The organism is Acidaminobacter hydrogenoformans DSM 2784, from assembly GCF_900103005.1.
Taxonomy (GTDB): Bacteria; Bacillota; Clostridia; order Peptostreptococcales; family Acidaminobacteraceae; genus Acidaminobacter; species Acidaminobacter hydrogenoformans.
In genome coordinates, this window is record NZ_FMWL01000003.1 from 115,011 (window position 1) to 137,889 (window position 22,879).

At 49.9% G+C, this 22,879-nt stretch carries 25 protein-coding genes and 1 pseudogene; 4 read left to right on the forward strand and 22 right to left on the reverse strand.

All coding sequences use genetic code 11. From position 1 onward, the window contains the following. Window positions 1-48 precede the first annotated feature (48 nt). From BLP63_RS04255 to BLP63_RS04265, 3 genes are read right to left on the reverse strand one after another with little or no spacing between them, the layout of a single operon-like run. Window positions 49-1,479, reverse strand: coding sequence for a peptidoglycan D,D-transpeptidase FtsI family protein (locus BLP63_RS04255; RefSeq protein ID WP_242870798.1), 1,431 nt, complete (start codon window positions 1,477-1,479; stop codon window positions 49-51). Beyond that, entirely contained in the window at window positions 1,463-2,746 is a 1,284-nt protein-coding gene (locus BLP63_RS04260) for an FtsW/RodA/SpoVE family cell cycle protein (protein WP_092589658.1), read from the reverse strand. The genes BLP63_RS04255 and BLP63_RS04260 overlap by 17 nt, the downstream gene beginning before the upstream one ends. A 6-nt stretch (window positions 2,747-2,752) precedes the next feature. Next, the gene (locus BLP63_RS04265; RefSeq protein ID WP_092589659.1) at window positions 2,753-3,199 is read right to left on the reverse strand and encodes an FHA domain-containing protein; all 447 of its coding nucleotides are present in this window, start codon (window positions 3,197-3,199) and stop codon (window positions 2,753-2,755) included. 326 nt (window positions 3,200-3,525) lie between these two features. Between BLP63_RS04265 and BLP63_RS04270 the strand changes: the two genes are divergently transcribed. After that, a complete protein-coding gene (locus BLP63_RS04270; RefSeq protein WP_092589660.1) occupies window positions 3,526-4,068 on the forward strand; it encodes a GNAT family N-acetyltransferase in 543 nt (180 codons plus the stop codon). A 130-nt stretch (window positions 4,069-4,198) separates the two neighbouring features. Here the strand turns inward: BLP63_RS04270 and BLP63_RS04275 are convergent, their stop codons facing one another. Further along, entirely contained in the window at window positions 4,199-4,978 is a 780-nt protein-coding gene (locus BLP63_RS04275; protein ID WP_092589661.1) for a nitroreductase family protein, read from the reverse strand. A 258-nt stretch (window positions 4,979-5,236) separates the two neighbouring features. Here BLP63_RS04275 and BLP63_RS17300 point away from each other — a divergent pair. Beyond that, a pseudogene (locus BLP63_RS17300) lies at window positions 5,237-5,671 on the forward strand (RNA-guided endonuclease TnpB family protein); the annotation flags it as partial. A gap of 156 nt (window positions 5,672-5,827) precedes the next feature. Here BLP63_RS17300 and BLP63_RS04285 read toward each other — a convergent pair. The 10 genes from BLP63_RS04285 to BLP63_RS04330 all read right to left on the reverse strand — a co-directional run bounded on the left by BLP63_RS04285 (window position 5,828) and on the right by BLP63_RS04330 (window position 15,588). After that, window positions 5,828-6,169, reverse strand: coding sequence for a hypothetical protein (locus BLP63_RS04285; RefSeq protein WP_092589662.1), 342 nt, complete (start codon window positions 6,167-6,169; stop codon window positions 5,828-5,830). Between the two features lie 49 nt (window positions 6,170-6,218). Beyond that, window positions 6,219-8,099: a molecular chaperone HtpG gene (htpG, locus tag BLP63_RS04290; protein WP_092589663.1), complete on the reverse strand. Its 1,881-nt coding sequence runs from the start codon at window positions 8,097-8,099 to the stop codon at window positions 6,219-6,221. 107 nt (window positions 8,100-8,206) lie between these two features. Then, window positions 8,207-8,659 (reverse strand): Hsp20/alpha crystallin family protein, encoded by a 453-nt coding sequence (locus tag BLP63_RS04295; protein WP_092589664.1) that lies wholly within the window; start codon window positions 8,657-8,659, stop codon window positions 8,207-8,209. 376 nt (window positions 8,660-9,035) lie between these two features. Then, window positions 9,036-9,671: a cyclase family protein gene (locus BLP63_RS04300; RefSeq protein ID WP_092589665.1), complete on the reverse strand. Its 636-nt coding sequence runs from the start codon at window positions 9,669-9,671 to the stop codon at window positions 9,036-9,038. Window positions 9,672-9,774: 103 nt separating this feature from the next. Beyond that, window positions 9,775-11,163, reverse strand: coding sequence for a glucose-6-phosphate dehydrogenase (gene zwf, locus BLP63_RS04305; RefSeq protein WP_170829286.1), 1,389 nt, complete (start codon window positions 11,161-11,163; stop codon window positions 9,775-9,777). Window position 11,164: 1 nt separating this feature from the next. Further along, complete coding sequence (gene gnd, locus BLP63_RS04310; RefSeq protein WP_092589667.1) at window positions 11,165-12,061, reverse strand: phosphogluconate dehydrogenase (NAD(+)-dependent, decarboxylating); 897 nt, start codon at window positions 12,059-12,061, stop codon at window positions 11,165-11,167. A gap of 16 nt (window positions 12,062-12,077) precedes the next feature. After that, on the reverse strand, window positions 12,078-12,440 hold the full coding sequence (locus BLP63_RS04315; RefSeq protein ID WP_092589668.1) for a YccF domain-containing protein: 363 nt from the start codon (window positions 12,438-12,440) through the stop codon (window positions 12,078-12,080). 43 nt (window positions 12,441-12,483) lie between these two features. Continuing rightward, entirely contained in the window at window positions 12,484-13,506 is a 1,023-nt protein-coding gene (locus tag BLP63_RS04320; protein ID WP_092589669.1) for a pirin family protein, read from the reverse strand. A gap of 28 nt (window positions 13,507-13,534) precedes the next feature. Then, a complete protein-coding gene (locus tag BLP63_RS04325) occupies window positions 13,535-14,794 on the reverse strand; it encodes a serine hydroxymethyltransferase (protein WP_278278121.1) in 1,260 nt (419 codons plus the stop codon). Between the two features lie 23 nt (window positions 14,795-14,817). Next, window positions 14,818-15,588 carry an ADP-ribosylglycohydrolase family protein gene (locus tag BLP63_RS04330; protein ID WP_092589670.1) on the reverse strand — a complete coding sequence of 257 codons (771 nt, stop codon included), beginning with the start codon at window positions 15,586-15,588 and terminating at the stop codon, window positions 14,818-14,820. A gap of 284 nt (window positions 15,589-15,872) precedes the next feature. On the opposite strand from BLP63_RS04330, the gene BLP63_RS04335 reads away from it, so the two are divergent. Both BLP63_RS04335 and BLP63_RS04340 read left to right on the forward strand, forming a co-directional pair. Further along, complete coding sequence (locus tag BLP63_RS04335) at window positions 15,873-16,175, forward strand: hypothetical protein (RefSeq protein ID WP_092589671.1); 303 nt, start codon at window positions 15,873-15,875, stop codon at window positions 16,173-16,175. Window positions 16,176-16,317: 142 nt separating this feature from the next. Continuing rightward, on the forward strand, window positions 16,318-16,593 hold the full coding sequence (locus BLP63_RS04340; protein ID WP_092589672.1) for a DUF1294 domain-containing protein: 276 nt from the start codon (window positions 16,318-16,320) through the stop codon (window positions 16,591-16,593). 84 nt (window positions 16,594-16,677) lie between these two features. On the opposite strand, the gene BLP63_RS04345 is transcribed toward BLP63_RS04340, so the two are convergent. From BLP63_RS04345 to BLP63_RS04380, 8 genes are all read right to left on the reverse strand, one after another. Then, entirely contained in the window at window positions 16,678-17,505 is an 828-nt protein-coding gene (locus BLP63_RS04345) for a YihY/virulence factor BrkB family protein (protein WP_092589673.1), read from the reverse strand. A gap of 48 nt (window positions 17,506-17,553) precedes the next feature. After that, entirely contained in the window at window positions 17,554-18,039 is a 486-nt protein-coding gene (gene folK / locus BLP63_RS04350) for a 2-amino-4-hydroxy-6-hydroxymethyldihydropteridine diphosphokinase (RefSeq protein WP_092589674.1), read from the reverse strand. Beyond that, entirely contained in the window at window positions 18,039-18,398 is a 360-nt protein-coding gene (gene folB, locus BLP63_RS04355; protein WP_092589675.1) for a dihydroneopterin aldolase, read from the reverse strand. Before folB ends, folK begins: the two co-directional genes overlap by 1 nt. 6 nt (window positions 18,399-18,404) lie before the next feature. Next, window positions 18,405-19,268: a dihydropteroate synthase gene (gene folP, locus BLP63_RS04360; protein ID WP_242870788.1), complete on the reverse strand. Its 864-nt coding sequence runs from the start codon at window positions 19,266-19,268 to the stop codon at window positions 18,405-18,407. A 4-nt stretch (window positions 19,269-19,272) separates the two neighbouring features. After that, entirely contained in the window at window positions 19,273-19,851 is a 579-nt protein-coding gene (gene folE, locus BLP63_RS04365; RefSeq protein ID WP_092589676.1) for a GTP cyclohydrolase I FolE, read from the reverse strand. 84 nt (window positions 19,852-19,935) lie between these two features. Continuing rightward, on the reverse strand, window positions 19,936-20,823 hold the full coding sequence (locus tag BLP63_RS04370) for an aminotransferase class IV (protein ID WP_170829287.1): 888 nt from the start codon (window positions 20,821-20,823) through the stop codon (window positions 19,936-19,938). A 37-nt stretch (window positions 20,824-20,860) separates the two neighbouring features. Continuing rightward, on the reverse strand, window positions 20,861-22,243 hold the full coding sequence (gene pabB / locus BLP63_RS04375; RefSeq protein ID WP_092589678.1) for an aminodeoxychorismate synthase component I: 1,383 nt from the start codon (window positions 22,241-22,243) through the stop codon (window positions 20,861-20,863). Further along, window positions 22,240-22,833 carry an anthranilate synthase component II gene (locus tag BLP63_RS04380; protein WP_092589679.1) on the reverse strand — a complete coding sequence of 198 codons (594 nt, stop codon included), beginning with the start codon at window positions 22,831-22,833 and terminating at the stop codon, window positions 22,240-22,242. The genes pabB and BLP63_RS04380 overlap by 4 nt, the downstream gene beginning before the upstream one ends. Between the last annotated feature and the right edge of the window lie 46 nt (window positions 22,834-22,879).

The window sequence follows — 22,879 nt, forward strand, 5'->3', positions numbered from 1 at the left end:
CCATCTTTGTGTTCCATAGGTAAGACTGCGCCGCAATGGATTTTTGCTTTAGTTCGTAGCCGTCATTTTAAGCCATGTTGACATCACTTTTGCCGCTACAGGCGCCGCGGCCCTTCCGCCGCCTTCGCCGCGATATTCGAGCAGGACCGCTACCGCGATCCTGGGCGCCTCCGCAGGTGCAAAGCCAATAAACCAGGCGTGGTCCTTACTGTCGCTTTCTGTGCTCTTTTCATTTTGGGCCGTCCCGGTTTTACCGGCAACTCGGACGCCCGAAATCTGAGCTTTGGTTCCGGTACCTTCCTCAACGACGCTGACCATCATTTCCTTCAACAGTTCTGCAGTCTCTGGCGTAACCCATTTATACAGGGATTCAGGATCTGTTTCTCTTAGAACTTCACCACCGGCATTTTCGACGGTTTTGACCAGATAAGGCTGCATGATCTCACCGCCATTTGCCACCCCCGCCGCCAGCATGGCCATTTGCAGCGGCGAAACGAGGAGCTTGCCCTGACCTATGGCCGTAGCCGCCAGCTCTGTTTTGCCCATGCCTGAATCTCCAATACGGCTGTCCGTTCTTGGGAGATCAAAATCAAAGCTTTTTGTGATCCCCGCGTCCTTTGCCTTGGCAATTAAAGCCCCCGCACCAATTTTTTGAGACAGTTCGGCAAAGTAGACATTGCTTGAGACTGTCATGGCCTGGTGCAGACCTATGTCCCCCCGCGCCTTTTGGCCGGCGTTTGAAAACGTCATACCGTCGATCACCGTGGTTCCCTGATCGTTTGTCATGTAATCACCGTTACCGGTTTCAAGGGCAGCGGCTGCCGTTACCACTTTAAAAATTGAACCGGCCGGATACAGTCCCATGGTCGCCCTTGGAAGAAGTGGACTGTTTTCGTTTTCAATGAGACTTTTCCAGTTTTCTTCGAGGCTGGAGGCATTGGGATTGAAATCCGGTGTGGAAACCATGGCTAAAATTTCACCCGTTCTGGGATCGAGGGCAACCACAGCGCCATGCCGGTCTCCCAGCTGTTCCCGAGCGACCGTTTGAAGCGTATGGCTGAGGGTCAGCCGTAAATTGTAGCCTTGGGCCACATCTTTGGAGAGCATTTTCTTAAAGACGCTCAGGAATTCCAGGTTGGATTTTCCCAGCAATTCGCTGTTGTATTTTGCCTCCAACAGGGTTTTCCCATAAATGGATGAGTGATAACCAATGATATGAGCGTAAAGCCTCTTTTGAGGGTAGTTCCTGATGTTCGAAGCTTCTGAAGCAATTGTTTCCGCCAGGATCTCGCTGCCCCGGTCTATGATGCTGCCTCTGAGAATCTCTTCCTCGGCGGCAATCATACGCTTGTTGTAAGCGTTGCCCATAATGTCGTTTTTGCCTCTGAGCTCAAACCATGTCAGCGACGTGATCAGCACGACAAACAGGATGCCCGCGAAGACCAGACTGTGAAGGATTCGGCTATTGACGGTATCCATTTTCAAGTGTCTCCGCCTCCCTTCGCAAGATCTGACCTGACAAAGCCTGCAAGAGACCAAGCGTCGCGAAGCTTGCCATCATGGAGGATCCGCCATAACTTAGGAATGGGAGTGTTATCCCCGTTAACGGGATCAGCTTGGTGACCCCGCCTATGATAATAAACGTTTGATACCCCAGGGTCATGGTCAAACCAAAGGCAACTGCCTTCATGAAACGGTCTTCTATTCTGAGAGCGAGCTTGATGCCTCTGTAAATCAGGATAAAAAACAACAGGATGACCGCGATGCCCCCAAGGATCCCCATCTCTTCACAGATCGCCGCGAAGATAAAATCTGTCCGGACTGCTGGGATGAATTTTGGGTACCCCTGACCTATCCCGCTCCCGAAAAAACCGCCAGAACCTATGGCAAAAAGAGACTGCGTGATCTGATAACCGGCACCGCCTGGATCTGCCCAGGGATTGAGCCAGGTATCCACCCTTACCTCTATGTGGCTCACGACTTTAAACGCAGCGAGCCCTAAAAGCGAGACAATCCCCAAGTTATACAGGGTGAATAGAACATCCCTTTCAAAAACATAAATATAGGTCATATAGACACCAAAAACCAGCATGGCCGTACCAAACTCACGCTGCACAGCGAATAAGCCCATCAATAAATAGACCAGGCCCATCATGACGAGTTTTGGGTCAAAGCTTCGGCCGCTCAAGCGGATTCTGAGCCTCTCAGGAGAGGTCACGCAAGCCGCCATAAAAAAAACAAAGATGATCTTCCCAAGCTCAGAGGGTTGAAAGCTATAAGTGCCCAGCTTCAACCAGTTCTTTGCACCGTTGATTTCCGTACCAAAGATTAGTGTAATCGCAAAGAGACCTACTAAAAGCGCATAGTGAAAGTAAACAGACCTGAAGCGCTCATGAAGTGCCGCGTATAGTCCATACGCGACGAGATACGTCAAGATGCCTATCAAGATCCAGTTGAACTGCTTTATCCCGTTAAAAGGCGACAGCCGGTACTGCATGGCAAGCCCCAGGCTGATCAGCATGGCCACAATAGTCCAGAGGTAAGGATCACCCAGCCGGTTGTAACGGATCACCCAACCGACAAAGTAAACCAGAAGCAGCATTGACCCACCCATAATAAGCGGTATGAAATCTATGGGGTCTCCCATTAAGGCAAGCTGTCCGAATAAGAGCATCAGGGTCAGCGCGACTAAGTGCAAAGGGCCCCAAAAATGGGTGTACAGCGAGGTTCCCGTTTTAGCCTTCATTAGTACTCACCTTCCGCCTTCAGAGAAGACGAGGTCTATTCTTCCCAAAGAGATTTTATCGCCGTCCTTCAACTCAGTTCTCTTCTCCAGCCTCTTCCCGTTCAAAAGAGTTCCATTTGCGGACTCGAGATCCTCAACAAAAAATCTGTCCCCTACCTTATCAATTCGGACATGCTCAGATGAAACATAGGGATCCGGCAGGATGATCAAGCACTTCTTTGACCTTCCAATAAGAGAAACCGGTCGCATAAGTGGATAAATCTCAGCAACAGATTGAGTCCCTCTGGTCCCCACAGGCGTCATGAGCTTTAAATGCGGCAGGAGCGCAGCTGCCGAGTCCCGGCCCATCAGCAAGCGGATATCCGTGTAAATCAACTGGACAATTTTATAGATGAAGATATAAATAATGACGACGAGCAAATACTTCGCAACAGTCGAAATCAACTCAACCATGACACCACCTCGCTTTCTGCAATTTTTTCACATATTCACAAAATCGTCACACACGCTGTGAACGCTTTCTAAGTCCTTATTATACCTTCTTATTATACCTTGATTCTGTAAAATCAGAAATGAAGAAATGACGACAGTTTTTCTTTATTGCGTAAATATCTATATGGGGATCTCGAATTTTTTTAATATTACAAAATTATTTTATTTCACAATAAATAATCCTGTTCATATATTTGAAACCGGCAAGCCTCCGGGTGGCCAATTTGCATATTTTTTATTGTTAGTGTATAATATATTTATATGTATCAAAAGGAGCGTGACAATTTATGCAATTAGAAGAAATTAGAAAGCTTCCTCAAAAGGTCGTTGAAAACCTCGATGGTGACATAGGCAATTTAAAAGTTTATTTGGTCCAGGACTATGATCTTCAATTTTTGAAGCGTATGGTCACATTTGGCCTCGGCATTTTTGGCGACCTGGGTATGGACGAGTGGGGCTTGGTGCCTCAAGTTCGACACGGCAACGTCTTTGTTCTCAAGGAAGAGGATAAGAAGCGCCTCATAGGCATAGCGATCCTGATGAGAGACTGGGAAGACACGGATATGTGCTACTTGTTTGACTACGCGATCGCTGAAGATTTCCAGGGCCAGGGCCTTGGATACCATTTCCTCATTTCCATCTGTAAGAACCTTTTCGAGCAAGGGTTTAAATCCATGAGCTTGACAGTTGACACGGAAAATGTACCCGCAATCAAGCTTTACGAAGAAAAAATGGGCTTTGAAATCGCGGAGCACCGCAAAGACGAATACGGCAAGGGCCATGACCGCTACATCATGAAGCTCGACCTGAACAAATTCAAGAAACTTTAGGTGGGGACTGGGCCGGATCAGAAATAAGCATAGGCAGAAAATGCCGACATTGCTTCCCGGCCCCACTCCTATCATGAAAAACCTCCGCGCGCGGAGGTTTTTTACATTTATTCAGTTCTTGATCCGCCAATCACAGCCTTCTCCCATCCCACTTCTTAAGGGCAACTCTGACAGACCTCGCCATTTCCTTGCTAAACGCCGCGTCAGTTTTCCTCGCGTAAAACATTTGAGCAAAATTCTCCGCGCCATAATGATTCTTTTCCACAAAACCTTTTTCCTTGTCCTCAAACATACGGTCAAGCTCTTCATTCGTGAGCTTTCTATATTTTTCCTCAAAGACAATGAATTCTCGGTCAAATCGCTTTTGCTGTACCCTGACAGCATTTTCCTCATGATACCCAAGACACAGCATGCAGACCGGAAAAACCCAGTCTTCGAGGCCCAGCAGCTCTTTATGAAATTCATAATTCTCCAGAATATCCCCAATATAGCACGAGCCCACCCCTAATGACTCTGCTGCTATCACGGCGTTTTGTGCCGCAATCAGGGCATCTTCGCAGGCCAGAAGAAGATCCGACTCCTGAGGCGCTTCAAAAGACAAGCCGGAATGCTTCGCAAACGCTTTGACCCCTTTGCTTGAAAAATAATCAAACCACTTCTGCTGATCCGCCGCAAAGATCAGAATGACAGGTGCTCTTGCAATAAACGGTTGAAAATCACAGCTCTCACTGAGGGCTTCTTTTGTCTTTGGATCCTTGATCATCAGAATGGTGTAGAGGCATTGATTTCCAGCCGTTGGCGCGGCAATGGCGGCGTCCAAAATCAGGTTCATATGCGTCTCTGAAATTGGCCGGTCAGCGTATTTTCGAAGAGATACCCTGTTGTGAATCGTTTCAAGTACGGCATTCAATGGCTACACTCCTCTCTCCCCCCGTCCCAAGGGGTGTTGACGTTTTTATTAGCGTGGCGAGAACACCCGTGACTTCAGTCATGGGATGAATCGCTCATCAACAGTTGGTTTAAAGTCATCATTAACACAATAAAAGTATTGTTTACATTTTTCATTAGGAACCAATGTTCCTACTATATACCAACAAGGGTTCTAATAGCAATACAATAAAATGCTTCACTATTTTTCTCGATTTTACTTTGAAAAAGAACATGGGAGAAACAAAGGGTTAAAGTTGCTAAAATCCATGAAAAAATCACCAATGCAAGAAAAGACAACCTGCACAAATTTTCTTACGAAATCATCAAAAATCACGATGTGATCGGAATAGAAGATTTGCAGGTTTCTAATTTGCTGAGGAATCACAAACTGGCGAAATCCATCGCTGATGCGTCCTGGTCACACTTCATAAGCATGCTTGAATACAAGGCAAAATGGTATGGCAGGCAGGTTGTCAAAGTGGGGAGGAACTTTCCTTCAAGCCAATTGTGCTCAAATTGCGGATACAAAAATAAAGACGTTAAGAATCTTGCTGTGAGAGATTGGATTTGTCCGGAGTGTGGCATATTCCACGACAGAGATCTTAACGCAAGCATAAATATCAAAAACGAAGCCCTAAGGCTTCTAACCGTTGGTGCGACGGGGCTAGCCTAATAATAAACTGTTCGATAGAATGGTGTTCTTAGGAATCTCGTGACTTCAGTCATGAGAGGTTCAAACCAAAGCCATCCAGCTGACCACACCTCAAAAATAAAAATCCCGTTTCGCACAAAGCTGCGATGCGGGATTTTTTAATTAATATTTTTCTCTTTACCCTTTTTTGAACAGGTTTCCAAAAAGCTCATCCTGAAACGTATACCAGTGCTGCACAAGATTTTCGAGCCTGTAATAGTGCACCACGTAGGCTGCCACCAGCCCACCCATTATCATTACCAGTGCCCAAACAAACCGCAGCTCAGGCATCAGCATGGCCAGACCGAAAAAGAAGAGGAAGACCACCACCGTCAACATGAGCACCAGGAGATGGATCAAGCGCTCATGTTGAAGCCATCTCAACCGCTGCAGATACGCAGCGTGTACTCTCCCGACATCAGCACCAGAAGCTAAGGCTTCCCTCAATTCAGCTTCCCATTCCCTCGCTTGTCTGATCATACACAGCTCAAACCTTTCCGGCGAACGCCCGGCACTACGTCACCAGGCACTACTTCATAATTTTAATCATCTGATTTGTGAACTCAACCGGATCCTCGATTGGAAGCCCCTCAATAAGACGTGCCTGATTGTAGAGGAGGCTGGTGTAGAGCTCAAACTTTTCGGCATCTTCCTCAAAAGCTTGTTTAAGGGTTTCGAAAACCTCGTGCTGCGTGTTGATTTCGAGAATTTTTTCCGCTTTGATGCCCTCCTGGTTCGGCATAGCACTCAGGATTTTTTCCATTTCAATGCTGAGCTCGCCGTCGCTGGCCAGACACACCGGGTGATGCTTCAGACGCTTGGAAGCGCGGACTTTGGTTACTTTGTCACCCAGCTGGGACTTCATTTTGTCGAACAGACTGGAATAGGTGTTGGTCTCGGAACCATCGGCAGACTGCTCTTCTTCTGTCTCTATACCCAAATCGCCGCCGGATACATTCCTGAATTCCTTATCGTGATAGGACATCAGCATGCGGATCGCGAATTCGTCAACGTCATCCGTAAAGTAGAGGATCTCATAGCCCTTGTCCGCGACAAGTTCCGTCTGCGGCATGCGGTCTATGCGCTCCGGCGCGTCGCCAGTGGCGTAGTAAATGTATTTCTGTGAATCCGCCATGCGGCCCACATACTCGGCGAGGGTCACCATACCGCGCTCCGTGCTTGAATAGAACAGGACCAGATCCTGGAGATCCTCCTTGTTGCGGCCAAAATCATTATAAAGGCCAAACTTGAGCTGGCGGCCAAAAGCTTTGAAGAACGTCTCATACTTCTCGCGGTCATCTTTCAGCATAGCGAGGAGCTCATTCTTAATCTTGTTCTTGATGTTCTTCGCGATCAGCTTGAGCTGACGGTCATGCTGGAGCATTTCCCTGGAGATATTGAGGGAAAGGTCCTCGGAGTCCACCATGCCTTTGACGAAGCTGAAGTGGTCCGGCAGCAGGTCGCCACACTTGTTCATGATCAGGACGCCGCTTGAGTAAAGCTCGAGGCCCTTTTCAAACTCACGGGTATAATAGTCAAACGGTATGCTTTCCGGAATGTAGAGTATAGCATTGAAGCTGACCTGTCCGGAAGCATTCATATGAACATATTTCAGCGGTTTGTCAAAGCCATAGTGCTTTTCGGAATAGAAGCTTTCGTAGTCTTCTTCCGTGAGCTCATTTTTATTTTTTCTCCAGATGGGCACCATGCTATTGACCGTTTCAAGTTCCTTGTATTCTTCATAGTCATTTTCCGTACCCTCTTTCAAGCGGCTGCGGGTCATCTCGAGCTTGATGGGGTAACGTATGAAGTCAGAGTATTTCTTGATGAGCGCACGGAGCCTGTAGGCTTCGAGGTAGTCGTCATAGTGCTCATCCTCCGTGTTTTCCTTGATGGTCAGAATAATTTCTGTACCCGTGCTGTCCTTTTGGGCAGGTTCAATCGTATAACCATCCGCACCTTTGGATTCCCATTTCCAGGCTTCGTCACTGCCATGGGCGCGGCTGATGACGACAACATCCTCCGCTACCATGAAAGCCGAATAAAAACCGACACCAAACTGTCCAATAATATCATAGCCGTCTTTCAGGTCATTTTCCTTCTTAAATGCCAGAGATCCGCTCTTGGCAATAACGCCAAGGTTTTCCTCCATCTCCTCCCTGGTCATGCCTATACCGGTATCTTTAATGGTCAGGACACGCTTTTCTTTATCCGCCAGGATCTCAATGTAATAATTCTCTTTATCAAAGCGAATGCTCTCATCTGTCAGCGCCTTATAGTACATTTTGTCAATGGCGTCACTTGAGTTGGAGATCAGCTCACGAATAAAAATCTCCCTATGGGTGTAGATGGAGTTGATCATCAGGTCTAAAAGTCGTTTGGATTCTGCTTTAAATTGCTTTTTTGCCACGTTGAACGCTCCTCGTCTTCTGATTTTGTCTCGCTTACTTACTTATATTTTATCTTATTCACATAAGAAAGCACCAAGGTGGGGCGACCTTGGCGCCGGTCATCAACCTATTCAATCTCAATTTTTTTAGAAAGCTCTGTCTTTTTGACTTTTGGAACGACAATATTTAAAACGCCGTCTTCAAGCCTTGCTTTAATATCCTCAGTGCCCGCGTCTCCAAGGTAGATTGTACGCTGCATAGAACAGACGCGGCGTTCCTGGTGGACATAATTTTTCTTTTCTTCGTCAGTTTTTTCTTCACGCTTGATGGAAATGGTCAGTCTGCCTTCATTCATGTCGAGTGAGACCTCTTCTTTCTTGATCCCAGGCAAATCTGCCTCAATCTTATAATGATCCTCAGCTTCTTCGACATCCAGTTTAAATGTGTCGCGCATCAGGCTGCGCCCAGGCATCCAGCTATCGCTAAAAAAGTCATCAAGCATGTTTGTGAAGTCATCGAAGCCACGCGGCCTGAGCGTGAGATTCGAGCGCCTTTGGTTGAAAGGAACAAGTCCTGCCATGATTAACAACTCCTTTATAGTCAAATTTGGGTGTGTGAATGGAACAGGCTTTCAAAATACTATGCGCAAAGTGCATGACGCATTATGGATTTTGAAGATTTTGTTAGCACTCTCGCCCCTCGAGTGCTAACCTCTAATTAATATATACACCTTTTCAAAAAAAATGTCAAGATTCCTGATATTATTTTTTCCTCATTTCCTCCTTCCCATTCTCCTCAAAAAACGCAAAAAAGCTGACCTGCCGCAGACGTCAAACGCTTCACCTGCGTGAGGCCAGCTCCTGTTTAAGCTATTCTTTTCGCGGTCACCAATCCCCCAAACACCCGCGCCGCTGGCGCTCAGTACCACTGGTTGAACCACGTCTTTCATTTCTCACTTATTCTGTCGCTTTTTTCTCCTGAACCAACACCGCCCGCACCGGCGACGCCTCCGCCCCTATGATCTTAAGCGGCAACGCGATCAGCTTATAATCCCCCGGTTCAATATTCTTGAGCATCAAACCCTCCAGGATCATGACCCCGGCCTCGAAAAGCACCTTGTGCGTGGGATGGCCCTCCTGACCCCTTTCGATCCCAAGGCCATCCGTCCCCACGCCTTTGACGCCGAGTTCAGCCAGGTATTTCGCCGCTTCCAGTCCAAGGTAGACAAAGCCCGGATCAAAAGCCTCCGAGAAGCTGTTGCGCGTCTTTATCAGCACAAATGCCCCCGGCTGGACCTCAAATGGCTCCAGGTCAGAACGGCTGATCTCGCCCTCCAGCTCCGTCAGCGCGATCACGCGACAAGCTGTCAGCACGGAGGTCATCGCCACCTCGTCAATGGCACTTCCCCCAGGAAGCATGTGCAGCGGCGCGTCCAGGTGCGTCCCGGTGTGCAGGTCCAGTTCCAAAGTGCTGCTTGTGACACCATCAACCGCCACCTTCTTATGAAAGGTCAGCTTGGGCCGTCGCCCCTTGTCGTTCTTGTACACCGGCATCTCCTCATGAATGGGCATGCTGATATCATAAAGCTTCATGCTTCTCCCCCCGCTTTCCTGATTAATGCCGCCGGCGTCCTCAGATACCAGCCGCGGTCAGTGTTCTTCAAAAAACATCAAGTGCTTTTGCCGATGGTCACTTTCACACCCGCCCCAGCACATCCCGCCCCGCCTCATAGCGCAGCAGCCTTTCCGGATGCGCCCTGACGTACGCCACAGCCGGGTCCACCAGTTCCCAGGCCGCTTCAATTTCACCCCAGGACGCGAACAGCGTCAAATCCCCCTTGAGCGCATCTATCAACAATTTTTCGTAAGCTTCTGGAGATTTTTCTCCAATAAGACAGCTTTGACAGTAGTCCAACTCCCTCTCGACGATCTCCGCCTCTGAACTGGGCGCCAATACATTGAACCGAATCCGCACGCCCTCCTCAGGCTGTACATTGATCTCTATTGAGTTTGGCGTTACGACGCCGTCCATTTGATCCGCCAATTTTGCGGCCTTCATCTTGATCTCAATGACCGTTTTCTTCTCGCTGAGCTTCTTGCCTGTCACCAGTTTAAACGGTACACCCTGCCAGCGAGGCGCGTCAATCTCAAGCATCAGCGACGCGAACGTCTCAGTACCCGAGTCTGGCGCTACACCCTCTTCATCCAAAAAACCATTTTCGCTTTCTGAGCCGGTATACTGGCCAAACTGACTCTCTTCCAAATTCAGCTTCATCTGACGCAGCGACTGGATTTTAGACCGTCTTACTGCCTCAGTCCCAAGATCCTCAGGCGCGTCCATGGCCACGAGGGCCGCCATCTGAAGCATGTGGCTCTGCACCATGTCCCGCAGCGCGCCCGCCTTGTCGTAATAGCCGCCGCGACCTTCAATGCCAAGAGTTTCCAAAGCATAGAGGTTGACTTCTTCAATATAATCCTTGCACCAGACCGCGTCAAAAATCGCGTTCGAAAAGCGCAGCGAAAACAAGTTGCGCAGCATGGCTTTGCCTAAATAATGGTCAATTCTAAATATGGCCGACTCGTCAAAATAACGGCTGATCCTCTCATTATACTCTACCGCGGAAGCGAGGTCGTAACCAAAGGGCTTTTCTATAAGTATCGCAGCGGTCCCCTCTTCCGCGATGTCGCTGCCGCGGATCGTCCTCGCAAGTCTCCCAAAATGCTCAGGCATGGTCGCCAAAATGAACAGGGATCTGGACGGCGCGCCGTAAATTTCCTCAAGCTCCGCCTTTATATCCGCCAGGGATTTCTCTGCAGATATTACAGCTGGATCTTCAGGCTCCTCAAGGTGGTCAAAGTCCATTTGAACATAGAAAAGTCTATCCAGAAGTCCATTCAGACTCACTTCGCAGACGGACTCGCAGGTCTTTTCCACATAGGCCCTGAAAACACTTTGCCTGACTTGTTTTCTCGATATGCCCACAATGACAAGCTCCCGCCCGTCCTGAAGCAGCTTCGCAAGGGCAGGCAGCAATTTACGGCGGCTGAGATCACCGGTTACCCCAAAAATCCAGATGTAATCCATCTTAATCCTCCTTTCGCGCCTCATGACCTCCAAACTCATACCGCATCATGCTCAGAAGCTTCGCGCCAAACCCGTCACTTTGCGTCGAATAACGCTTAAAGAGCGACAGGGCAATAGTTTCAACTGGCACTTTCAGTCTGAGTGCCTCTTCCACAGTCCACAAACCTTCTCCGCTGGAACTCACTACAGGCATTAACGCTTCAACCGCTTCTGGCGACCTGAGGGATCTGGCTGTAATGCCCATCAGAAACCCCTCTATAATTGAGCCGTGGTCATAAACCTGAGCAATTTTTTCGAGATCAAACCCATATTCAGATTTTTTCAGGATGTCAAACCCCTCAGAAATGGCTTGCATCATAGCGTACTCTATACCATTGTGGACCATTTTGACATAATGGCCAGCGCCCGCTCTTCCAAAATAGCCACAGCCGCCTTCAACTGCCAGGTCCTTGAATAAGGGTTCAAGGCTCAGATAAGCTTCCCTTGGACCGCCCACCATCAGACAGGCACCTTCAAGGGCCCCTTTCATCCCGCCGCTTGTGCCAACATCCAGATAATTGATTTCCCTCGAAGCCAAAAATGCTGCACGGCTAATAGAGTCCTCAAAATGTGAGTTCCCGCCATCAATAATTATGTCACCCTTTTTTAGATAGGGCAGCAACAGATCAACGGTATCGTCGACCGCGTCTCCAGCGGGGACCATCATCCAAAGGATCTTAGGTGTGTCCAGCTTTTCCAAAAAGGCTTTTGTTTCCATAGTGGCGTTAAGCCCCTCCTCCCTGAGTGCAGTCACTCGTGACGCCGTGCGCGTCAAAACAACCACCTCATGGCCGTGACGAATCATATTATGAGCAAGGCCCAAACCCATCTTTCCTGCGCCAATCAAACCAATTTTCAAACCGAACCCTCCTTTCTTACCTGACAGTCGCGCCAAAAGGCATCAGAGACAGCTGCGCGAATTTGAAATGCTGAAACCCAAAAGGAATGCCAATGACCGTGATACAAAACAGCGCACCTATTACCAGGTGACCAATTGCCAGCTCCCAGCCAAAAAGGACCAGCCACAGAATGTTGAGAAGAAGCCCCCCAACGCCAAAATTGCCAAGCGTCACCGTTTTCCCAAATGGCCACAGGACAAGCCCCGCAATTTTAAAGCACTGCACACCAAAGGGAATCCCTATGACGGTGATACACATGAGAAGACCTGCAATACTCCAGGCAATCGCGCCTATGATCCCGCCAAACACAAGCCATATCAAGTTACCAATAAAATTCATAATGTCTTACCTCCCAAAAGGCACAGCCCAAAGCACACCGCGCTTATGGCGTTTCAACCGACCCATCCGCATACCGGGCGAAACGCCCCTGACCCTGAGGATTTACCGGATCAGGGCGGTCCCAAGGCCAGCCCCCAAACGCGGTGGCCTGATAATCCCTCGAAGCTGCCACAATCTCTTCACGCGTGTTCATGACAAAAGGGCCATACTGAACCACAGGCTCATTAATGGGCTCCGCCTCAAGAAGAAGAAACTTGGCAGCCGTATTGCCATTTTCAATGCGAATCACTTCGCCACCTTCCAGGGCTATACCGTGATAGGACGGGAGCGCCACACCCTCCAGCATCAACCCATCGCCTTCATAAAAATAAAGCATTCTATTTAAGGAACCTGAAACTGCCGGCAGCGTCAAGACCGCGCCCGGCGCCATTTCTGCCAGCCAGATAGATACTTTGTTGCCTTCATCCGCCGCCCAGGAGTTGGGCGTTGGCTTCAGACCCACAGCGCCCTCCAGCTTACCGCTGATCAACCGCACCTTTGATTCTCTTCCTTCTGAATCCAGGAGCTTGACAATAGGAATCTTTTCCGACCATAACATCTTGTAATTCGGTTCAACAAATTTGTCCTTCGCCGGCAGGTTGAGCCAGATCTGAAACAACTCCAGTGGATTCGGTTTGTCCTGATAGACCAGCGGGAACATCTCCGCGTGCTGCATGCCGCTGCCTGCCGTCATCCACTGGACATCCCCGCCGCCATACCGGCCTGTCGCGCCACTGGAATCCGAATGGTCCACCAACCCTTCCAAAACAACCGTCACCGTTTCAAACCCCCTGTGAGGGTGCTCCGGGAAGCCGGGCACTTTGCGTCCGTGATACATGCTCCAGCCGCTTGGGTGCTGAAAATCACTGCCAAGGGCCCTATTCCCAAGGGCTTTTGCCGATGGTCCCTGTGCCCCATCCCCCACAGGATAAGCATCTTTATGATGCACACAAAACAAAAACGGATCTTGAACCGGCCAATTGAAGCCAAGCGGAAAAATATTTTTGTCATGGACTGCTTTTGTCATTTTTATCCTCCCTCGAATGCTCGGTTATTCAATCAAGAAACCCCTCATAGAGCGGGAAGCGCTCCGCCAGAGCTTCAACTTCCATACTTATAGTCTTCATAGCCTCTGGCTGATCGTGGTTTTCCGCAGCGCGCGTCATGAGCGCCGCGATCTCACGCATCTCACCAGGCCCCATGCCTTTAATGGTCATGGCCGTCACGCCAACCCTGATGCCGCTGGTCACCATAGGCTTCTCTGGATCCATTGGGATCATATTCTTGTTGACCGTGATCCCTACACTTTCAAGAATCTGTTCATAACGCTTTCCCGTCAATTTTTTCGACCTGAGGTCCAGCAGCAAAAGGTGATTGTCTGTCCCACCTGAAACGAGCCTGAAACCATTTTCCTCCAGAGCCTCACCCAAGGCAGCGGCATTGTTCAGGACATTTTCAGCATATGCTTTAAATTGATTCGTCATGGCATAGCCAAAGGTAAACGCTTTTGCCGCCATAGTATGCATGTGCATGGAGCCTTGGATCCCGGGAAATACAGCTTGATCCACCGCTTTGGCATAAGCTTCCCTGCATAGGATAAAGCCCCCTCTTGCCCCCGCCAGGGTCTTCGTTGTCGTGGAGGTCACAAAATCCGCGTAAGGCACCGGACTTGGAATGACGCCAGCAGCGATCAGGCCCGCTATATGGGCAATGTCCACAAAGAAATAGGCACTGACGGATTTCGCAATCTGTGCCAGCCTTTCGTAATCAATGCGCCTTGGATAAGCACTCGCGCCGGCCACAATCATTTTGGGCCTGTGCTGGTTCGCCAGACGCTCAACACTTTCATAGTCAATGGTTTCCGTGACAGGATCCAGTCCATAGTCGTAAAACTCATACGTCCTACCTGAGAAATTCATGGCATAGCCATGGGTCAAGTGTCCGCCCTGATCAAGCTTCATCCCCAAAATTTTGTCACCAGGCTTAAGGACAGAAAAATAAACCGCTTGATTGGCGCTGGAACCGCCAAGAGGCTGAATGTTGGCATGCTCAGCGCCAAACAATGCCTTCGCCCGTTCAATACCCAGCCGTTCCATATCATCCATGACACCGCAGCCCGCATGATACCGCTTTCCCGGATACCCCTCCGCTGTCTTGTTCGTGAGAACAGAGCCCTGCAGCTCCATGATTTCCGGCGGTACAAAGCTTTCGGAAGCGATGAGTTCAAGGCCCTTTCTCTGTCGCCTCAGTTCTCTTTCGCAAATTTCATAGAGCTGTGGATCTGAATGCTTTAAGTTTTCCAGTCTTTTTGCCAACGGTAGACACCTCCGAAGTATTTTTAAATCTCGACAAAACGCTTATAAAATGCCTGGACGACCTTGCTCAGGCCAGGGTCCAGCCTGGAAAAAATTCTGTAGCGCTCATTGTCTGTGAGCCCAAACTCCGCTTCTGCAATGGCCCCGGCCATGCATGCCAGCGTGTCACTGTCCCCGCCTATGGAGATGGCGTTTCGGATGGCATCCTCAAGGCTTGTGGACTCCAGCCAGGCCCTAATGGCTTGAGGTACAGAGCCCTGACATGAGACATCAAATCTATACCAGCTTCGAATGCTGTCTATAGGCTCGCTGAGATCATAATCAAAAGTTGTTTCAATCCAGCTTCGGACAGTTTCGCGGTCCTTGCCCTGCCGCGTCAAAAAGACCGCGCCGGCTATAGCCTTTGCACCCTTGACGCCCTCTGGGTGGTTATGGGTCACCTCAGCTGTCGCGGCGGCCATATCAAGGCTTTCCTGCAATGTATCACAAGCCCAGGCCACAGGACTTACCCGCATAGCCGCACCATTCCCGTAACTGTTGTAAGGTGTTTCAGACCCGGAAAGCGCCCAGTTCGCAAAGCCGGATCCAAAGCCCGCATGCGGATACCGGAGAAAATAGCTGCGGTACCTTTCCGAGAAGGACAGTCCTTCCAAAATAGCCTCCATTGTCGCGACAGTGAGTACCGTGTCATCTGTAAAGCGGCTGACATGCGTCCATAAGTCTACCTCTTTCGACTTGACATTATGGTGCTCAAAAAACGACCCGCATATATCGCCATAAATGGCACCAAGCATAGGATCACCTCTAAAAATAATTTTCATACTAAGAAATTAAGCAGTGTTGACTGACCAATAGCACGGCCTCTGCCTTAGACTGACTTCTTGCAATAATACCCCCCTAAGAAAAAAATACACGCCCGATCAATTTATTAGGGCGTGTATCTCTTGGAGCATCTCTTTTTAATTATAATTAACAGAATATTCGCATATTTTTAACACAAATCGTTCGTCGAGTAGTATAATATAGGTAACAGAAGCGCTACAGAGTTTTGCCACATGCTGACGAGGAGGGATCTCTTATGAGTAACCAACTTTACCGACGTGAAGCTTTTGTTGTCATCCCTGTCGCCAATGGTTATATTGTGCACAATACTGCCAAGGACTTTAAGGCGGGTCATACCCATCTGAAGTCCTTTTCTGTTGCCAGAAACCTCATTGAACTGTGCTTGAACAAAAAAATGCCAAAGACCAGAAACCACTATTTGATCGACAGCCTTGCCCGCATTACAGACTCGCCGGACTATAAACGTCAGCTGCTCGAGCTTCTGGAAACTCGCAGGCGAAAAGGGCCAAAACCCGCTTGTCACAAGCGGGCGGGGTAAGCGTTTTGTCCAAGCCACTTCTGAATTTCTGCCGCGTCTCCTTATGAGCCGTTGATTGAGGACTTTTTTTCAGGTTCAAAGTATGTTAAAATTCAGCAGGGTCTCCCCGCTTAGAACGAATCACAAAGGAGGCGCATCCTGTATGCCCCCATTATTGCTGTATTATCTGCTCCTCATCAATCTGATTGCCTGGATGCTGTGCTGGTATGACAAACGCGCCGCAATCCGCCAGAATTGGCGCGTAAGAGAACGCACCCTGCTTTTATATGCTGCAGCTGGCGGATCCGCTGGGTTATATCTTGGTATGAAAACCTTCCGACATAAGACAAAGCACCTGAAGTTTACTGTGCTTGTGCCGCTGCTATTGCTGATACAATCGGCAGGGCTGGTCTGGTTTTTTGTCATTAGGACCTCGTAATTGAGCCGCTTATTTAATCAAGCGGCTTTTTTTTAATGGGCAAATAAAAAGCTGGCACATACGCGCCAGCTTTACCTAAGTAAATTATGCTTCTCTTTTCCTGTAAGCTTTGGTAATCGAAATAACCTCGCCCCCCAGCATCAGAATCATACCGGTAAAATAGAACCAGATCATCAGCACCACCACCGCGGCTAAGGATCCATAGACTATGGAGATATTGCTGAAGTTCTGAATAAAAAACGAAAATAGAAACGAGAGTCCAATCCATCCAAAATAAGAAAAGACTGTTCCCGGCAGCGTCTCCAAAAATTTCAGCTTTAAATTTGGGAGATGCTGATACATTTGAGAAAGCACCAAAAATGGTACCGCAATGACCAAAATCCACCGAATGTACATAAATAACGTGACAAAAGCCTCCGGGATAGGGATGTAAACCCTAAGGGCATCAATAACGCGGTTGCTGAGGCTTGGCAGAATCAACATGACGACGACTGACAGCGATAAGCCAAGCGTAAATGCCAGGCTGAGGCCTATCGCCACCAAAGGGGACTTTCTGCCCCCAACTTCAAAAGCTGAGTTGAGCGCCCGCTGAAGGGCGCCGACTGCCTTCGAGGCTGACCAAAGCGCTGCCAGTATGGAGACGGACAGCACACTGCCCGAATTCGTCGCCAAGTTATTTTTGATGTACTCCTGAACAATTGATAGCGCTGCCTGTGGAATAAAATCAAGATTAGGCGAGCTCATCAGGGAATAAGCCACTTCGAGTCTCGACAGGATCGCAAACAAGAAGATCAGAAAAGGAAAAATGGACAGCACAAAGAAATAGGCCATTTGGGCACTGAACGCCGTCAAATGATGGCGGCCAACCCTTTTAAACATCTCTTTGAAAAAATAGCTGAAATAGGGCTTCATAAAAAATCCCTCCTTTCAGTAAGGTTCAACTAGGCTAAACGTGGCAACTTAGGCTTCCACCTCTAACTTGATAATATCACTGACATCCAGACGCTCGAGCCATTCGGCTACGGTTTTGTCAGCAACTGGAAGGTCTGGGTCAAGCTCCGCCAAAGGCACCAGGACAAAGCCCCGCTCATGCATCCTCGGGTGTGGCAGTGTCAATACCGGATCAGAGCTGATAAAGCCTTCATAAAGCAAAACATCCACATCTATGGTCCGAGGGCCCCAGCGAATCAGCCGCACGCGGCGTAGCGCCTGCTCCACGGACTGGCAAAGCGCCAGCAAGTCCTCCGGTGAGAGCGTCGTCTCCACCTCGACCACACCGTTTACAAAATCATCTTGATCCAAATAGCCCACCGGTGCCGTAGAATACAGCGAGGACTTAGCCACAACTCGCGTCCGGGAATCCGCGCCAATTAACCTGACAGCCTCCTGGAGGTTCTCTGCCTTATCTCCTATATTACTGCCCAGGCCAAGAAAAGCCCGAGCCATTACCTGGCCCTCCGAATCTCGACCCCAAAGAACTCAAATATGCCCCTGACTGGTGCTTCCGGTTTCTTAACGCGAACCAGCACTTCAGAAACCAAATCATACTTCGCCAGAATACGCTGGGCTATATTTTCACCGAGCGCTTCAATTAAATTATACCGGGCGGACTCCGCGAAATACTTCACGTCGTCGTAAACCTCAGCGTAGCTCACCGTCTTAGCGACATCATCCGAGCCCCCGGCCCCGGAAAGGTCCAGGGTGAGCTCCACATCAACAAAAAACTTCTGGCCTATGCTGCGCTCCTCGTCGAGGACACCATGAAAACCATAAAATCCCATATGCTGCATCAAAATCTTATCCATAAGCCTCTATCGCCCCCGAACCATGGCATCCATGACTTTTACCGCCCGCAGGTTTTCCTTGACGTCGTGAACGCGAATGATTTCCACGCCCTGTACCACGCCAAAGACGCTTGTAGCCACGGTCCCTTCCATGCGCTCCTTTGCTGGAAGGTCCAGGATCTTACCAATCATGGACTTTCTCGATGTTCCAAGAAGGAGCGGATAACCGAGGACATGCAGTTCGTGAATCCGAGGCATGAGCTCAATGTTCTGATCCGCGGTTTTCCCAAAGCCAAACCCGGGATCCAGCATGATCCACTCATCCGGAATACCCGCTTTTTTCGCTATTTCAATGGACTTCTCAAAAAATTCGATCATGCTGTCGACCATATCTGTCTCGTAATGCGTCCCATCCTGATTGTGCATGATAATCACCGGGGCACCAAACTGCGCGGCTACCCGGGCAATCTCCGGCTCGCGCTGGAGACCCCAGATGTCGTTGACGATTTCCGCCCCCGCCATCAGTGCGCAGCGCGCGGTCTCAGCCTTATAGGTATCAATGGAGATGGGCACGTCAAACTCAGGGTGGGCCACTAAAGCCTCAATGACCGGCAGCACCCTGGAAAGTTCCAGTTCCAGAGGCACCGCCGCGTGACCCGGCCGTGTGGACTCCCCGCCAATATCTATGATATCCGCGCCTTGCGCCGCCATTTCAAGTGCCTGCTCAATGGCGTACTCAATGGTGTCGAATTTTCCGCCGTCCGAAAAGGAATCCGGCGTCACGTTCAAAATACCCATCACCAGCGTCCGCTTTCCAATTTCAAGCGTGTGCTGCTTCAGTCGCCACTCAAAGGGCTCGTACTTGGGCAAATGATATAATCTGCTGTGCACTGCTTCACCCCCTGCTGCCGACGCCCATACCAATCAGCGACATCGCTTCAGCTCTGGATTTGGCATCTACCTTGAAAATTCCGCGGACCGCGGAAGTTACCGTCTTGCTGCCCGGCTTCTTAACCCCCCGCATGGTCATGCACATATGCTCTGCCTCAACCACGACAATGACGCCATACGGGTTGAGCTTTTCCATAATCGTGTCCGCTACAAGCGACGTGATCCTCTCCTGCAGCTGTGGCCGCTTGGCAATGGTTTCCACCACACGCGCCAGCTTGCTTAGCCCCGTCAGTCTGCCACCGCGTGGGATATACGCTACGTGAGCCTTCCCAAAAAAAGGCACCAGATGATGCTCACACATAGAATAGAAGGATATGTCGCGCACCAGCACCAGCTCCTCGTGCTCATCCTCCTGAAAAATCACCTCGAGATGTTTGCCCGGGTCCTCGTTCAGACCACCAAAAATCTCCTCGTACATTCTGGCGATCCTGTCCGGCGTTCCCTTAAGGCCCTCACGGTCCGGATCTTCCCCAATGGCAGCCAGCATTTCTCTGACCGCAGCTTCAATACGTTTATTATCCATGTCGTCTCTCCTATTCACAAGGTGTGCCTGCGCCAACCATCGGCAAAGGCCGTTCTATAGAGTTTCTACCCAATTCCACACAGTTCACACGTCAAATCCCGGCGCGGCCCAGTCCCGCACTGTTTGTCCCTGACAGCCGGCCTTCACTGCCGCCCGGAGGCTTTCAAAATATCTCAAAGCCGGTGCGTTTGCCAATGGTCGCGGCCACACCACTTGCTCAAGCCTGTCAACAACCTTCAACCGCATCAGACTGTTGGTAACAAATACCAATTCCGCTTCAAGAAGCCTCTCAAGGGGAAAGCGCCCCTCGGACACGCTGATGCCGGCATCTGCAGCTGCTTTCAGGACATTCTGCCGCATTACGCCCGGCAAGATCCCGCAGTCCAGCGACGGGGTGAAGAGCTTTCCGCCCGAAAACCAAAACACGTTGGCCACAGCGGTCTCCGCCACAAAATCCATTTCATTCAGAAACAAAACATCGTTAAAGCCCCTTGACATAGCCCGGTCCTTCTCAATTATATGATCCGCATAGCCCTGCCACTTCAGGCCAGCCACCACCGAGCGCGAATTTTTCGAATACGCACTGATTCCCAGTGAACAGGGCTTAGCAAGACCGCCGTCCGCCTCGTCCCGGTAGGGATTGGGCCGCAGATACAGCTGGACATCCACGTCCGCCTTTTCGACAGGGGCTCCACGGCGCATGGCGAGGACCTTGAGGGCCCCGGACGCCATTCCGGACGCCGCCTTCGCCGCTTCAAACCCAAGCCTCAGCGCCTCTTCAGACAGTGAAAAACCAAGGCCCAGCCGGGCGAAGCCCGCATTCATACGTTCCAGATGCGGCCCCGGCTGCTCCAAAGCGCCGTGATCAAATCGCATGGTTTCAAAAAGGCCATAGGCGAATTGTATCCCTTCAGAGGCACAGCGATCATCCACCGGTGTGCCATCCAGCCAATAGACAGTGTGCGCTGACATTTCGCCTGCCCCCTTCATCTTTTGTGTCGTCCAGCTCTTAGCTGCTGAGCGCCTTCATCAGAGCCCTCGCCTTATGCAGTGTTTCCTCGTATTCAGCGTACTCGTCCGAGTCCCATACAATGCCGCCACCCACCTGGAAGTAAGCTTTGCCTTCCTTCGCGACAATGGTCCGTATGACAATGTTGAGATCCGTGTCCCCATTGAAGCCAATATAGCCTATAGAGCCCGTATAGAGGTTGCGCTGGGTCGGCTCAAGCTCGTCAATGATCTCCATGGCACGAATCTTTGGTGCTCCAGTGATGGACCCACCCGGGAAGGACGCCTTCAGCAGGTCAATAGGGGTCAGTCCCGCCTTGAGGGTCGCCGTCACCGTGGAGACCAAATGATATACCGTTGGATATTCCTCAATGACAAAGAGCTCTGGCACCTTTACTGTGCCAACCTCTGCGACTTTGCCGAGGTCATTTCGTTCAAGGTCCACAATCATCAGGAGCTCTGAGCGGTCTTTTTCACTGGCCAGCAGCAGCGCGCTCTCCATGGCATCCTCTTCCGGCGTCTTGCCCCTTGGCCGGGTTCCCTTAATAGGCCGTGTCTCAATTTCTCCGTTTCGAATCTGAATGAACCGCTCCGGAGAGCTCGAAATTATGGTCGCTTCTTCAAAAGGCATATACGCCGAAAATGGCGCTGGATTAATGGTTCTGAGCTTTTTGTAGAGCATCAGTGGCTCATCCGTCATCTCTGCCGTAAACCGCTGGGTCATGTTGACCTGGTATAAGTCTCCCGACCTGATGTAGCGCTTAATTTTTCGAATGGATTCCAGATAGTCTTCTTTGTTAAAATTGGATTCAAACGTTGGCGACGTTGTCTTCCAAACCGGTTCAAGGTCAAGTCCGGATTTTTCCGCTTCACGTATTCTGGCTTCAAAAGCTTCCATCCGCGCCTCGGCTCCCGGCCTGAAGTCAAGCTCTGCAAGCCATGCCTCATTCAGCTGATGGTCGACCAGGATCGCTGTCTCATAAAGGCCCAGGATGGCATCTGGTATATTGACATCATCTTTTGCCGTCCTCGGCAGGGTCTCCACATGATGGCAGAGGTCATAGGCAAGATAACCCGCCATACCACCGCCAAAGGGCAGATCAAAGCCAGGGGTTCTCTCTGTCTGGTAAAGTTCATAACGCGACTTCAAAAAATCAAAAGCATTTCCTTTTTGCGTCGTTTTAGTGCCGTCGAGGCAGTTTTCAAGCTCAATACTGTCACCCTTGATCCGGATGCGCTCAAAAGGCGCTGCCATGATCAGAGACCAACGGCCAAGGCGTTTTGGATCCATACCGCTATCCAAAAACAAGGGGTGCGGCAGATCTGAAACAGCAAGAAACAGCCTGAAGCTGTCCAGGCTGGTCTGAAGCTTTCTCTTTATCATACGTTCACCTGCTTTCGCCATTGGTCTGCCAGCCTTAAAAAATTGGCAAGCATGTCAAGGCCGTGCTCCGTCAGTATTGCCTCTGGATGAAACTGAACCCCTTCAATCAGCTTTTCCCGGTGCCTTAGGCCCATGATCTCGCCAGCTTCAGTTTCCGCCGTGATTTCAAGGCATTCAGGCAGCGACTCCCGGTCGACAACCAGCGAGTGATACCGGGTGACGTTAATGGGATTCTTAAGGCCACTGAAGACGCCAGTGTTATTGTGTCTTATGGAATGAACTTTGCCGTGAACTGGCTCAAGCCCCTCCAGGATTTTACCCCCAAAAGCTTGTCCAATGGTCTGATGCCCAAGGCATATCCCAAGAATGGGAAATTCATCTTGCAGCGTTTCCACCACACTGAGGCAGATCCCGGCTTCCTTTGGCGTTTTGGGACCCGGAGAGAGGACGATCATGTCCGGTTTCATCTCCCGGATGTCTTCCAAGGTCAGGGCGTTATTCCGCACAACTCTGACCTCGCGGCCAAGCTGCATCAGATATTGAACGAGATTGTAGGTAAAGGAATCAAAGTTGTCAATCATGAGGATCATGGAATAGTCATGCCCCTTTGCTAAAAAGTATAAGCTGATTATACCT